This is a genomic window from Kocuria rhizophila, assembly GCF_003667225.1.
Classification (GTDB): Bacteria; Actinomycetota; Actinomycetes; order Actinomycetales; family Micrococcaceae; genus Kocuria; species Kocuria rhizophila.
In genome coordinates, this window is sequence record NZ_RCOM01000009.1 from 1 (window position 1) to 13,392 (window position 13,392).

Annotated in this window: 10 protein-coding genes and 2 tRNA genes; 5 read left to right on the forward strand and 7 right to left on the reverse strand. The window is 71.7% G+C overall.

Annotated features, from left to right (window positions below):
- From D9R02_RS02805 to D9R02_RS02820, 4 genes are all read left to right on the forward strand, one after another.
- Positions 1 to 323: dTMP kinase (locus D9R02_RS02805; protein WP_369007866.1), on the forward strand; the 323-nt coding region annotated here is incomplete at its 5' end.
- On the forward strand, positions 320 to 1,447 hold the full coding sequence (locus tag D9R02_RS02810; protein ID WP_121566292.1) for a DNA polymerase III subunit delta': 1,128 nt from the start codon (positions 320 to 322) through the stop codon (positions 1,445 to 1,447). The genes D9R02_RS02805 and D9R02_RS02810, both read left to right, overlap by 4 nt.
- A 16-nt stretch (positions 1,448 to 1,463) precedes the next feature.
- Positions 1,464 to 3,038 (forward strand): alpha/beta hydrolase, encoded by a 1,575-nt coding sequence (locus tag D9R02_RS02815; RefSeq protein WP_121566293.1) that lies wholly within the window; start codon positions 1,464 to 1,466, stop codon positions 3,036 to 3,038.
- Positions 3,039 to 3,125: 87 nt separating this feature from the next.
- Positions 3,126 to 3,201: transfer RNA gene (locus tag D9R02_RS02820), tRNA-Thr, on the forward strand.
- A gap of 92 nt (positions 3,202 to 3,293) precedes the next feature.
- Here D9R02_RS02820 and D9R02_RS02825 read toward each other — a convergent pair.
- From D9R02_RS02825 to D9R02_RS02845, 5 genes are all read right to left on the reverse strand, one after another.
- Positions 3,294 to 5,969, reverse strand: coding sequence for an HAD-IC family P-type ATPase (locus D9R02_RS02825; RefSeq protein ID WP_121566294.1), 2,676 nt, complete (start codon positions 5,967 to 5,969; stop codon positions 3,294 to 3,296).
- Between the two features lie 375 nt (positions 5,970 to 6,344).
- Positions 6,345 to 6,962 carry a hypothetical protein gene (locus D9R02_RS12320; protein ID WP_039101067.1) on the reverse strand — a complete coding sequence of 206 codons (618 nt, stop codon included), beginning with the start codon at positions 6,960 to 6,962 and terminating at the stop codon, positions 6,345 to 6,347.
- 46 nt (positions 6,963 to 7,008) lie between these two features.
- Complete coding sequence (locus tag D9R02_RS02835) at positions 7,009 to 7,233, reverse strand: YbdD/YjiX family protein (protein WP_039101066.1); 225 nt, start codon at positions 7,231 to 7,233, stop codon at positions 7,009 to 7,011.
- Positions 7,233 to 9,518: a carbon starvation CstA family protein gene (locus D9R02_RS02840; protein WP_121566295.1), complete on the reverse strand. Its 2,286-nt coding sequence runs from the start codon at positions 9,516 to 9,518 to the stop codon at positions 7,233 to 7,235. Before D9R02_RS02840 ends, D9R02_RS02835 begins: the two co-directional genes overlap by 1 nt.
- A 116-nt stretch (positions 9,519 to 9,634) precedes the next feature.
- Positions 9,635 to 10,618, reverse strand: coding sequence for an NAD(P)H-quinone oxidoreductase (locus D9R02_RS02845; RefSeq protein ID WP_070636680.1), 984 nt, complete (start codon positions 10,616 to 10,618; stop codon positions 9,635 to 9,637).
- A gap of 223 nt (positions 10,619 to 10,841) precedes the next feature.
- Here D9R02_RS02845 and D9R02_RS02850 point away from each other — a divergent pair.
- Positions 10,842 to 10,929: transfer RNA gene (locus tag D9R02_RS02850), tRNA-Ser, on the forward strand.
- Positions 10,930 to 11,026: 97 nt separating this feature from the next.
- On the opposite strand, the gene D9R02_RS02855 is transcribed toward D9R02_RS02850, so the two are convergent.
- Positions 11,027 to 12,730 carry a phospho-sugar mutase gene (locus tag D9R02_RS02855; protein ID WP_070636679.1) on the reverse strand — a complete coding sequence of 568 codons (1,704 nt, stop codon included), beginning with the start codon at positions 12,728 to 12,730 and terminating at the stop codon, positions 11,027 to 11,029.
- Positions 12,730 to 13,386, reverse strand: a complete 657-nt coding sequence (deoC, locus tag D9R02_RS02860) for a deoxyribose-phosphate aldolase (protein ID WP_039101062.1) — start codon at positions 13,384 to 13,386, stop codon at positions 12,730 to 12,732. Before deoC ends, D9R02_RS02855 begins: the two co-directional genes overlap by 1 nt.
- Positions 13,387 to 13,392: the final 6 nt, after the last annotated feature.

A 13,392-nucleotide genomic window follows, 5' to 3' on the forward strand; every position in this document is an offset into this window, starting at 1 on the left:
GGCGGGGTCTGGGCACCGAGCACGTGCTCGAGCTGAACCACTGGGCCCTGCAGGGACTGGTTCCGCAGCTCACGGTGGTCCTGGCCGTGGCCCCGGCCACCGCCGAGTCCCGACGCCTCCACCGCGGCGTGGCCGTGGACCGCATGGAGGCCGAGGACCGCGCCTTCCACCACGCCGTGAACGCGGCGTTCCTCGAGCTGGCCGCCCGCAGCCCCGAGCGGTACCTGGTGCTGGACGCGGCCGAGCCCGTCGAGGCGATCACGCGCGCGGTGGCAGCTCGCGTGGCGCCGCTGCTGCCCGGAACCCCGGGAGGCGCACTGTGAGCGTGTGGGACGAGGTCGTGGGGCAGCCCCGCGTGGTGGAGCAGCTGCAGCGCGCCGCGCGGGACAACGAGCCCACCCACGCCTGGCTGTTCACGGGCCCACCCGGTTCGGGCCGCTCCACCGCAGCACGCGCGCTGGCGGCCGCGCTGCTGTGCGAGCACGGCACCGGGTGCGGGCAGTGCCACGCGTGCCGCACGGCGTTCGCCGGCACCCACGCGGACGTCACCAACTTCGTCACGGAGAACCCCCAGATCAGCATCGAGGAGGCCCGTGAGCTCGTGGTGCGGGCTCAGGACCGGCCGTCCGTGGGCTCCTGGCGCATCATGATCGTGGAGGACGCCGACCGCATGACGGAGCGCACCTCCAACGTGATGCTCAAGAGCATCGAGGAGCCGCCCCCGCACACCATCTGGCTGCTGTGCGCACCCTCCCCCATGGACGTGCTCGTGACCATCCGCTCCCGGTGCCGCGCCGTGACCCTCAAGGTCCCCTCCCCCGAGGACGTCGCCCGGCTGCTCGTGGCCCGCCACGGCGTCACCGAGGAGCGGGCCGTGGAGTGCGCGCGGCTCGCCCAGTGCCACGTGGGCGTGGCCACGCGCCTCGCCCTGTACGACGACGCCCGCACCCGCCGGCAGGAGGTCGTCTCCCTCCCGCTGTCCATGCGCGGGGTCACCCAGGCCGTCCGCGCGGCGGACCGGTTGCACCGCCTCGCCGTGGACGAGTCCGCGGCGGACGCGGAGGCCCGCAACGACGAGGAGCGGGCCCAGCTGCTCGTGTCCCTGGGCGCCCCCGAGACGGGTCGGGTTCCTCCCGCCATCCGGGGGGCCCTCAACCGGCTGGAGGCGGATCAGAAGCGCCGCTCCCGCCGGATCCAGACCGACACCCTGGACCGGTTCCTGATCGACCTCACCACGTTCTACCGGGACGTGCTGAGCGTGCAGCTGGACACCGGGATGCCCCTGATCAACGTGCACCTGAGTGATCAGATCCGCGGCTACGCCACCAACACAGCCGCGGAGCAGACGCTGCACACCATCGACGTGATCAGTGAGACGCGCCGGAGGATCCGCACGAACGTGAGCGCGCAGCTGGCGTTCGAGGCCATGATGGTCTCCATCGTCTGACCGCCGAGAGGACCCCGTGAACCGCAGACTTTCCCACCGCGCGCTCGTCCTGCTGTGCGCGGCCGCGCTGTCCCTGTCCGCGTGCTCGAGCGGGGGAACCGGGGCGTCCGACGCCACCGGCAGCGCAGACCCGAAGTTCGCGGCCGGCACGGATCCTGCGCTGACGCGGTTCTACACGCAGACCCCGCAGTGGGGCGAGTGCGAGAAGACCTCCGAGCAGCAGGAGTTCCCCCGGGGCCTGGAGTGCGCCGGCGTCACGGTGCCCGTGGACTACGCCCGACCGGACGCCGGCGACACCACCGTGGAGATCGCGCGGCTGAAGGCCTCGGACGGGGACGCCGCCGGGACCCTGTTCCTCAACCCCGGTGGCCCCGGTGGCTCGGGCGTGGACATGATGGCGTCCGCGGACTACTTCTCCTCCAAGGACATGCGCAGGGAGTACGACCTCGTGGGCTTCGACCCGCGCGGGGTGGACCGCTCGGACGGCATCGAGTGCCTCACGGACCGTGAGATGGATGCGTGGCGCTCCGAACCCGCGTTCGACCCCGAGAAGCAGTCTCTCGACGAGCTGCGGGCGAGCTCCCGGGAGGTCGGGGAGAAGTGCCACCAGAACTCCTCGGCCGTGGTGTCCCACATGGACACCCAGAGCGTGGCCCGGGACCTCGACGTCCTGCGGGCCGTGCTGCAGCAGCCCACCACGCACTACCTGGGCTTCTCGTACGGCACGGAGATCGGTGCCACGTACGCCCACCTCTTCCCCGCCCGCACCGGACGCATGGTGCTGGACGGCGCGGTGGACCCCATCCTGGACGAGCAGTCCGCAGCACTCGCGCAGGCGAAGGGATTCGAGAACAACCTGCGCCACTTCGTGGCCGACTGCCAGGAGACCACCAAGGACTGTGCGGTGGCCGGCGCGAACGTGGACGCGGGGATCTCCCGGATCCAGGACATGCTGGCCACCGTCTCCGAGGGGCACGCCAAGACGTCGGACGGGCGCACCGTGACCGCCACGAACGCGATCGAGGGGATCCTGGTGCCCCTGTACTCCACCACCGGCTACTCCCAGCTGAACTCCGCGCTGCAGGAGGCCTTCGACGGGACCTACGACGCCCTGATGGCCTTCAGCGACTCCAACCACGGGCGCAGCCCCTCCGGGGAGTACACCTCCAACGTGTCCATGGCCTTCACCGCGGTGAGCTGCCTGGACACCTCCTCCGCAGAGGTCACGGACCAGCAGATGGCGCGGGCTGCCCGCGACATGGCTCAGCAGACCCCCACGTTCGGCCCCTACCTGGGCTACGGGGCCGCGGCGTGCCAGGGCTGGCCGGACGAGCCCGTCACCCCGCTCGAGGACTACCGCGCGGACGTGGAGACCCCGGCCATGGTCATCGGCACGACCCACGACCCGGCCACGCCCCACGCCTGGGCCGAGTCCCTGACCGATCAGCTCGGGGACGCCCGTCTGCTGACCCACGACGGCTACGGCCACACGGCCTACACCTCCGGCTCCTCGTGCATCACGGACGCCGTGGACGACTACTTCCTCCGGGGCCGGCTGCCGGACGAGGGCACCGTGTGCGAGCAGAGCTGAGCTCGCCGCGCAGGGCGTGATTGGTGGTGCCTGACCGGCATCTGATACTGTTTCGGCGTGCATCTGGGGTGTCCGCATCCCGGTCACGCCGCCTTAGCTCAGTCGGTAGAGCGATTCACTCGTAATGAATAGGTCGCCGGTTCGATTCCGGCAGGCGGCTCCACACGGCCCCGGGCAGCTTTTCCGCGGCCACAGAACGGGCGGTTCCGAGGATTCCTCGGGGCCGCCCGTTCTGCGTGTTCGGTGAGCACGGTGCTACTGCTGCGCGTTCTCCGCCGCCCGGTACGCCTCCCGCTGCGTGCGCCGCAGCCACCGCGTGTGCACCCGGAAGTTGATCTCCACGAGCACGGAACCCGCCACCGCAATCGCCAGCGACGCCCAGAACAACGACTCGTGGGGCAGCTCGAACTGGTGGTACGCCAGGGAGAGGGGCACCACCAGGACCAGCACGAGCCCTGCGTACATCGCCAGCACCAGCGCGAGGCGCACGGGCGTGAGCGGCCGGGAGCCCACGCACAGCACCCACAGGCCCACGAGCACGAGCACCATGAAGCTGGCGGTCTGGAACGCCTCCGTGCTGTGGGCGGGATCCACGGTGCGCTCGTAGAAGTTCAGACCGACCACGCAGAGCGTCACGATCGCCGCGCTCGGCAGCGCGAAGTGCAGGGCCCGGCGCAGGTACCCGGGGACGTAGCGGCGGGGGTTCGGAAGCATCGTGAGCACGAAGGACGGTATGCCGATCATCAGCGCATCCGCGGTGGAGTACTGACGCGGCAGGAACGGGAAGGTCCAGGCCAGCAGCCCGAGCGCGAGCCCCATCATGACCGCGAAGCCCGTCTTGGTGAGGAACAGGTTGGTGACCCGTTCGATGTTCGCGATGATCTTGCGCCCCTCGCCCAGCACCGAGGGCAGCCGGGAGAACTGCCCGTCCAGCAGCACGAGGCGGGACACGGCCTTGGTGGCCGGCGCGGCGTTGCCCATCGCGATCCCCAGGTCCGCGTGCTTGAGGGCCAGGGCGTCGTTGATCCCGTCACCCGTCATGGCCACCACGCGCCCACTCTGCTGCAGTCCGAGCACCATGTTCTTCTTCTGGTGGGGTGACACCCGGCCGAACACGCTGTGCTCCAGCGCGGCGCGGTGCAGCTCCTCGCCGTCCTCCGGCAGCGTGCTCGCGTCCACGGCCCCGTGGGAGACGTCCATCCCGGCCGTGGCCGCGGCCGCCGCCACCGTGGCGGGGTTGTCCCCGGACAGCACCTTCAGGTCCACACCCTGCTCCCGGAAGTACTCGAGGGTCTGCCGTGCGTCCGAGCGCACCTGTTCCGAGAAGGTCAGCAGCAGCTGGGGTTCGTGCCCGGGGGGCAGCACTTGCGCGGCGCGCGGCTTCTCGTCCGCCCCGCCCTCGTCCGCGAGGAGCAGATGGGGCGCGTGGGAGAGCACCATGGTGCGCATTCCCGCGGCCGCCAGGGCGTGCGCGTGCCCCCGCGCCGCGTCGTGCTCCGGCGCCGCGAGCAGCACCTCCGGGGCACCCAGGATCCAGGCCCCGCTGTCCGGGAACTCCACGCCGGAGAACCTGTTGGCGGAGGAGAAGGCCAGCACGGCCACCGGCGGCAGCGGGTTCGGGTGCTCGAAGCCTTCGGCGAGCGCGGCCGCCGTGGGGTTCGCGTGCGGGTCCGCTCCGAACCACGCGAGCGCGGCCGCGGCGTCGGGCTCGGGCGTCACCACGTCGGTGGCCTCTCGTCCCGTGACGCCGTCGGGCCTGTCCCCGGCAGACGTCGACGCCGCGGTGCAGGCTGTGGTGGTCGCCTCGCAGGCGGCGCTCCGCCCGGGAGCACGGTCAGCGCGGCCACGGTCCGGCGTGGCGGCGGTGCGCTCGCCGACGCCGCCGGGAGACGGGCGCGCCCCGGCCGTCAGGCTGCGGGCGGCGTCGAACGAGACCCCGCCCTCCGTGAGCGTGCCGGTCTTGTCGAAGCACACGGTGTCCACGCGGGCGAGCACCTCGACCGCGGGCTGCTCCTGGATCAGCACCTCGTCACGGGCGAGCTTCACGGCCGCCACCGCGAAGCTGATGGTGGTCATGAGCGCCAGACCCTGCGGGATCATGGACGCCACGGAGGAGACGGCCGCGACCAGGGCGTCCGCCCAGCCCCCCGAGGTGAACGCGTGCTGCCACCCGCCGGCGGCCAGCATCTGCCCGTTGAGCACCACGGCCACGATCGGCAGCAGCGCGATGGTGAGCCACCGCACCACGCGAGCCAGCGAGGCCCGCAGCTCTGAGTTGATGGGGGCGAACTGCCTGGCCTCGGTGGCAAGTCTGGAGGCGTGGGACGCCTCCCCCACGGCCGTGACCCGTACTTTCCCTGCGCCGCCCGTGACGCTCGAGGCGGAGAACACCTGGTCCCCCCGGCGCTTGACCACGGGGTCGCTCTCCCCCGTGAGCAGCGACTCGTCCAGGTCCAGGCCGTCCGCCTCGAGCACCACGGCGTCCGCCGGGACCTGGTCCCCGCGGGAGAGCAGCAGGACGTCGTCCAGCACGATCTCCTCGAGGGGGATCCGAACGGTGGCACCGTCGCGGAGCACCCGCGCGGGGTCCCGGCGCAGCAGGGCGATCCTGTCCAGCTGCCGCTTGGCGGAGTACTCCTGGACGAAGCCGATCACCACGTTGCTCACCGCGGCCAGGCAGAACAGCAGGTCCAGCCACCGGCCCAGTGCGATGATGACCGCCGCGCACAGCCCCAGCACCAGGTTGAAGAGGGTGAACACGTGGGTGCGGACGATGGCCCACACGCTGCGGGACGTGGTGCTGGAGGACGCGTTGGTCAGTCCGAGGGCGATCCGCTCGGCAACGGCGTCCGAGCTGAGACCCTGGCGGACGAGGACGCCGTCGTCGACAGTGGCCGGCTTGGGCGACGGGCTCTGCGTCCGCTGGGGCATGGTTCTCCTCGGGTCGGCACCGCTACACCCTTCAGTCTATGAGCACCGCGAACGCACCGGGGGCGGCAACAATCCCGCGCAGGCCTACCGTGGCACAACGGTGTTTTATAAACTTGCGACCAGGACGGTGCGGCTCAGGCGGCCGCAAGGTCCACCACAGGGGACACACCGGTGCCCCGGAGACGCTTCCGGTGACCGGAGACGGTCGAGGGCTGGAGGGGTCCCGGGGCACCGCCCGGACACAACCCGGCAGACCTCTCCACGGCCCCTGGCCAGCACCTGGAGTGCCCGCCCGCCCAACGCCGCTCGGCGCGTCTCTGCCCGACCGGTCGTTCGGCTCACCGCAGTCCAGGGATGCCCTCGGCGGCCGCCCGCTCAGCGTGCGGCTCGATCTCCCTGGTGGGCCGCCAAGAGGGACTCCGCCGAATCCACGTGCTCTTGTACCACCGCGAAGCGGCGCTGGACGGAGCCGACCCCCGGGCTCGGCGCGTCGGGTCGCCGCATGGCCCCGGCGGCGTCGCCCCCCGCGGACAGCCCCTGCCGGGGGACCCGCGCGCCCTCCGCAGAGCCGGCAGCTCCGGGACCCCGGTCACCCTCCGCGGAGTCGGGAGCCCCGGAGCGCTGAGTGCCCTGGGCGGCGAAACGCGCCATGGTTAGAGCCTCCGCGGTCTGTGCCATGGCGTTGCCGGCACGGGAGAGCTGGCGGTGGACGTCCGAGAGGTAGCCGGACGAGGAGTGCGGAATGTCCTGGGTCTGGGACGGGGCACGGAGGTGGGCCTCCGTGCACACGGCACGCACCCGCGGCAGCAGGTCCGCGAGGTCGTTCGCCACCGGGACCGCGGCCTCCCGCAGCTCGGGGTCCCGCACGGACTCGAGGATCTGGTGGTACCGGTCCAGGCCCCGCTTGAAGCGGTCGTGCGCGCGGCGCCATACGCCCTCCCCGAGCTCGCGCTCGTCACGGCGCGTGGCCCTGTACTCACCGAAGAATCCCACCGAAGCCTCTTTCCCGTGTCCGCCGGCAGCGGTCCATGCTATCCCCTCAGCAGCACCGCCCCTCGGGGTGCGCATCCTGCCAGTCCTGGTAGTCGCGCCAGAACTCCCGCTCCGTCATGGGAGCCGCAGCACTCCCGGTGGCCCGGTGGTACTCGAGGTAGCGCTCGTACTTGTCCGCGCCCAGCACACCGTTGCCGAAGCGCAGCGCGCGCTGCCACCAGGACACGAGCACACCGCGCGTGGTGAGCTCCGCCTCCTCGGCCCCGGGCATCAGTGGTGGCCTCCGCCCGTGGGGGTGCGCAGCTCGAGCGGAAGGGCCGCCCACTGCTTCTCGAGCGCCTTCTCGGACGGGGTGGCGATCAGCCCCGACGGCGCGTAGATCCGCGACTCGACGAAGGGGTCCTCGCGCGTGCGGCGCTGGTGGCCCCGCAGGGCCTTTACCGTCTCCACCACGGCCATCACCACCACGATGATCGTGAGCACCACGAACAGGATGGACAGGCTGCCCTGCACGAACGTGTTGCGGACCACCGCCTCCATGGCCGCGACGTCCTTGGCCGTCCCGAAGCTGGTCCTGCCCTGCTCCAGGGCGTCCTTGACCGCGAAGTGACTGGCCCAGTACCCCACCTTGGGGTCCGAGGAGAAGATCTTCAGCCACGAACCGGTCACCGTGACCACCACGTCGAACGCGAGCGGCAGCAGGATGATCCAGAGGTACTTGAACCGCCCCATGTTCGCGGCGATCGCGAGGCACACGGCCAGGGCGATGGCCGCCAGGAGCTGGTTGGCGATGCCGAACAGCGGGAAGAACGTGTTGATCCCGCCGAGGGGGTCGGTGACGCCCAGGATCAGGATGGAACCCCAGCCCGCGACCATGACCGCGGTGGTGAGCCACGCTCCGGCGCGCCAGTTCGCGTCCCGGAACCTGGGGAAGAAGTTGCCCAGGGTGTCGGTGAGCATGAACCGGGCCACGCGGGTCCCGGCGTCCACCGCCGTGAGGATGAACAGCGCCTCGAACATGATGGCGAAGTGGTACCAGAAGCTCATCATGGAGGCTCCGCCGAACCACTGGTTCATGATGTGGGCCAGTCCCACCGCGAGGGTGGGGGCGCCGCCCGTGCGGGAGACGATGGACTCCTCGCCCACCGCGTCCGCCGTCCCCTGGAGCATCTCGGGGGTCACGTGCACGCCGGAGAGCCCGAGGGAGTTCACGTAGGCCGCCGCGCCCTCCACGGTGCCCATGGTGGCGGCGGGAGAGGCGTTCATGGCGAAGTAGATGCCGCGGTCGATCGACACCGCGGCCACGAGCGCCATGATGGCCACAAAGGACTCCATGAGCATGCCGCCGTAGCCCACGAACCGCGCCTGGCGCTCCTTCTCGATCATCTTGGGGGTCGTTCCGGAGGCGATCAGGGCGTGGAAGCCGGACAGCGCTCCGCACGCAATGGTCACGAACAGGAACGGGAACAGCGAGCCCGTGAAGGCCGGCCCGTCCGTGCGGCTCGCGAACTCGCTGACGGCCGGCGTGGTGATCTCGGGCCGAACGACCACGATGGCCACGGCGAGCAGCGCGATGGTGCCCACCTTCATGAAGGTGGACAGGTAGTCGCGCGGGGAGAGCAGCAGCCACACGGGCAGCACGGCGGCCACGAAGCCGTAGCCGATCACGCACCACGCGAGGGTGACCCGGTCCAGGGTGAACAGCTGGACGCCCAGCTCGGTGTTCGCCACCCAGCCGCCGCCCACAATGGCCGCCATGAGGAGCACGAAGCCGATCACGGAGATCTCCATGACCTTGCCGGGGCGCAGGTAGCGCAGGTACACGCCCATGAACAGGGCGATGGGGATGGTCATCCCCACCGAGAACACACCCCACGGGGACTCGCCCAGCGAGTTGACCACCACGAGGGCCAGGATGGCCACGATGATGACCATGATCGCGAGCGTGGCCACGATCGCGGCGTAGCCACCGACCACGCCCAGCTCCTCACGGGCCATCTGCCCGAGGGAGCGCCCGCCCCGGCGCATGGAGAAGAACAGCACCAGGTAGTCCTGGACCGCGCCGGCCAGGATGACGCCCACGATGATCCAGATGGTCCCCGGCAGGTAGCCCATCTGCGCGGCCAGCACGGGTCCCACGAGCGGTCCCGCCCCCGCGATCGCGGCGAAGTGGTGTCCGTAGAGCCCCCGCCGGTCCGTGGGCATGTAGTCCTTGCCGTTGGCGTGGTACTCCGCGGGGGTCGCGCGCCGGTCGTCCGGCCGGGTCAGCTTCATCTCGATGAACTTGGAGTAGAAGCGGTACGCGATGAAGTAGCTGCACACGGCCGCGAACACGAACCAGATCGCGTTGATGGACTCCTCGCGCGCGAACGCGATCATGGACCAGGCCACCCCACCGAGCAGGGCCACGCCCACCCACAGGGCGATCCGCAACGGGGTCCACCGGGTCTGTTCGCGGTCCAGGACCTCGGGGTCCACGTGGTTGGGCGGAAGACCGGCGTGGCTCTCGTCCGCCGGGCGGGGTGCTCCCGCCGCCTGGTGGTGTGTGGTGCTCATGGGGAAGGCTCCGAACGTCGTGCCAGCACGCTGGAAAACGCGTGTGATGGTGCGCACGATTGTATGCGAGCCGCGCCACGCGCCCGCCCAGGTGGCCCCGCCCGGCGCCGCGCGCGTCACATGCTCAGCAGCACCTTGCCCACGTGGGAGCCGCTGTCGAAGTACTCGTGGGCCTCACGCACCTGGTCGAGGGGGAACGTGCGGGACACGAGGGGCCGCACGGCACCGGAGGCCAGCAGCGGCCAGACGTGCTCACGCACCGCGGCCATGATCGCCGCCTTCTCCGTGGCGGGGCGTGCCCGCAGCGTGGTGCCGATGAGCGCGGCACGCTTCTGCAGCAGCAGGCCCACGTCCAGTTCACCCTTGGCCCCGCCCTGCATCCCGATGACCACTATGCGCCCGTTCGCGGCGAGCGCCCGCAGGTTGGGCTCGAGGTACTTGGCGCCCACGACGTCCAGGATCACGTCCACCCCGCGACCGTCGGTGAGTTCCCGGGCGCGGACCACGAAGTCCTCGTCCCGGTAGCTGATCGCGGTGGCGCCCAGTTCCTCCACCACCCGGGCCTTCTCCGCACTGCCCACGGTGGCCAGCACCCGCATGCCCAGGGCCCGCGCCACCTGGATCGCGTGCGTGCCGATCCCACCCGCACCGCCGTGCACCAGGAGGGTCTCCCCCTCGCGCGCGGCGGCGGCCATGAACACGTTGGAGAACACCGTGGCGGCAACCTCCGGCAGTCCCGCGGCAGCCACCGGGTCCACGCCGTCGGGCAGCGGGAGCACCTGCTCCCACGGAGCCACCGCGCGCTCGGCGTAGCCCCCGGAGTCCACCAGCGCGACCACGCGGTCCCCCACGGCGAAGCCCAGCGTCTCCGGCACCTCCTGTCCGAGCTCCAGCACGGTCCCGGAGACCTCCAGACCGAACACGTCCGTGGCGTCCTCGGGCACCGGGTAGTGGCCCTGCCGCTGCAGCATGTCCGCGCGGTTCAGCCCGGCGGCGGTCACCTCGATCAGCACCCCACCGGGGGTCAGCTCCGGTTCCGCCACCTCGGTGACCTCCAGGACCTCGGGGCCACCGGACCGCAGATCTCGTACGGCTCGCATGGTTGCTTCCTCTCGCTCGTCGGCTCGTTCGTGCCCATCCTCCCGCCGGTGCCGCCGCCCGCGCCAGGGGACGACGCCGCTGTTCCCGCCTGGCGGACAGCCGCACCGCCCCGTGGGAGGCGGCGGAGCGGCGTCGTCCCCGGGCCGGCACGGTGGCACCCCGTGCGCGCCGCGTGGAATAATGGCCACTTGTCCGAGACCGCCCCGTGCGGGACCGGGCGAAGGAAGGTTGTCCGAGCGGCCTAAGGAGCTGGTCTTGAAAACCAGTGTGCGGTAAACCCGTACCAAGGGTTCAAATCCCTTACCTTCCGCGCAGCACGAAGCCCCTGTCCCCTGGATCGCCAGGTGACAGGGGCTTCGTCGTGGGCTGCGGTCACCGCCCCGGGGAGGCGGCGCCGGGCCCGGAACTCACAGACCCACGACCTCCCGCAGCTGCGTGCTGATCTGCTGCAGCCGGTGGGCGGCGTCCTCCCGCGGGACCACGGCGTCGTCCAGCACCGGGAGCACGACCTCCAGGTAGCACTTGAGCTTGGGCTCCGTGCCGGAGGGTCGCACGATCACGCGGTCGTCGGCCTCGGTGCGCATGAGGATCCCCTCGGTGGGCAGCAGCTCGGGGCTGCCCTTGGCCAGGTCCACGAACTCCGCGATCGGGGACCCCGCGAGCTCCGTGGGCGGGTTCTCGCGCAGCCGCTGCATGCCGCGGGTGATGAGCGAGAGGTCCGCCACGCGGAACGTCAGCGGTGCCGTGGCGAAGAGCCCGTGCATGTGGGCCAGCCGGTCCAGCTCGTCCTGGACCGTGGTGCCGCGCTCCTTGAGCCGGGCGACCAGCGAGGCGACGCGCACCGCGGTGGACACCCCGTCCTTGTCGCGCACGGCGGTGGGGTCGGTGCAGTAGCCGATCGCCTCCTCGTAGCCGAAGCGCAGCCCGGGGGTGCGGGCGATCCACTTGAAGCCCGTGAGGGTCTGGCGGAAGGAGAGCCCGTGGTTCTCGGCAATGCGCCCCAGCAGCCGACCGGAGACGATCGAGCACGCCAGGGTGTCCCCCGCGCGGTCGGGGTCGGAGGCCGCGTCCTCGCCGAGCAGGGCCCCGATCTCGTCGCCGCTCAGACGGCGCCAGTCGCGCAGCGGGTCCCCGGTGCCTGCGCCGGTGGGGATGGCCACCGCGCAGCGGTCGGCGTCCGGGTCCATGGCGATGGCCACGTCCGCGTCCTCCTGGGCCGCGAGCGCCATGAGCAGGTCCATGGCGCCGGGCTCCTCCGGGTTGGGGAACGCCACGGTGGGGAAGTCGGGGTCCGGCTCGGCCTGCTCGGCCACCACCGAGACGTTCGGGAAGCCGGCCTCGTCCAGGACGCGCAGGGCGGTGCCCAGACCCACGCCGTGCATGGGCGTCAGGGCGATCCGGATCTCCTGGCCCTCGCCCGCGCCGGCCCGCAGGGAGGCGGCGCGGCGGACGTAGCCGTCCAGCACCGAGTCCTCGGCGCTGGTCACGGACTCGGGGTCGCGGGGGACCTCGTCCGCGAAAGGGGCGGCCGCGATGCGCTCGGCGATCCGGGCGTCGTCCGGCGGCACGATCTGCACGCCCATCTCGTCGTCGCCGGCCACGGCGCGGGCACCGAGGTACACCTTGTAGCCGTTGTCCGCGGGCGGGTTGTGGGAGGCCGTGACCATCACACCGGCGTCCGCGCCGAGCTCACGCACGGCGTAGGCCACGAGCGGCGTGGGCAGCTGGGCGGGCAGGCGCACCGCCCGGCAGCCGGCCGCGGCGAACACCGCGGCGGCATCGGCGGCGAAGTCCTCGGAACCGTGCCGGGCGTCGCAGCCCACCACCACGAGGGGCTCGGAGCCCACGCGGTCCACGAGGAACGAGGCCAGCCCGGCGCTCGCGCGGATCACCACGGCGCGGTTCATGCGGGACTCCCCCGCACCGACCGCGGCGCGCAGCCCGGCGGTGCCGAACATGAGGGGCCCCTCGAAGCGGGACTCGAGGTCCGCCGCGGCGGCGTCGTCCCCGCCCCGTGCTTTCTCCAGCAGCGCGCTCAGCTCGGCGCGCGTGCGCTCGTCGGGGTCGTGCTCCAGCCACTGCTGGACGCGATCTGCCAGCTGCGTGTTCATCAGGAATCCAGTCCTTCCAGTACAGAAGCCGTGCCGGAGAGCCCCAGGCGGGTGGCCCCGGCGTCGATCATGGCCAGTGCGGCCTCCGTGGTGCGGATGCCACCCGAAGCTTTCACACCCAGGCGGCCGCCGACCGTCTCGGCCATGAGCCGCACGGCCTCCACGCTCGCGCCGCCGGCGGGGTGGAAGCCCGTGGACGTCTTCACGAAGTCCGCCCCGGCGGCCTCGGCAGCCCGGCACGCGGCCACGATCTGCTCGTCGTCCAGCGCCGCGGACTCGATGATGACCTTCAGGACGGTGGGCTCGGGGCACGCGGCACGCACGGCCTCGATGTCCTCCTGCACGCCGTCCCAGTCGCCGTCCATCGCGAGACCGAGGTTGATGACCATGTCCACCTCGTCCGCGCCCTGGGCCACGGAGTCCGCGGCCTCCACGGCCTTGACCTCGGAGGGGTGGGCGCCGGAGGGGAAGCCGCACACGGTGGCCAGCTTCACGCCCTCGGGAAGCTCCACGTCCAGACGGGACGGCGAGACGCAGATGGAGTAGGCCCCCAGGTCAGCGGCCTCGCGGGCGAGGTCCGCGACCTGCTGGGCGGTGGACTCGGGCTTGAGCAGGGTGTGGTCGACCATGGCGGCCAGCTCTGCGCGGGTGATCATGTGGTT

Bases quoted from the DNA above. Each gene is read 5' to 3' on its own strand.
- D9R02_RS02825 (WP_121566294.1), bottom strand. From the start codon at position 5,969: ATGCCCCAGCGGACGCAGAGCCCGTCGCCCAAGCCGGCCACTGTCGAC.
- D9R02_RS02835 (WP_039101066.1), bottom strand. From the start codon at position 7,233: ATGCCCGGGGCCGAGGAGGCGGAGCTCACCACGCGCGGTGTGCTCGTG.
- deoC (WP_039101062.1), bottom strand. From the start codon at position 13,386: ATGATCACCCGCGCAGAGCTGGCCGCCATGGTCGACCACACCCTGCTC.
- D9R02_RS02840 (WP_121566295.1), bottom strand. From the start codon at position 9,518: ATGAGCACCACACACCACCAGGCGGCGGGAGCACCCCGCCCGGCGGAC.
- D9R02_RS02855 (WP_070636679.1), bottom strand. From the start codon at position 12,730: ATGAACACGCAGCTGGCAGATCGCGTCCAGCAGTGGCTGGAGCACGAC.
- D9R02_RS02845 (WP_070636680.1), bottom strand. From the start codon at position 10,618: ATGCGAGCCGTACGAGATCTGCGGTCCGGTGGCCCCGAGGTCCTGGAG.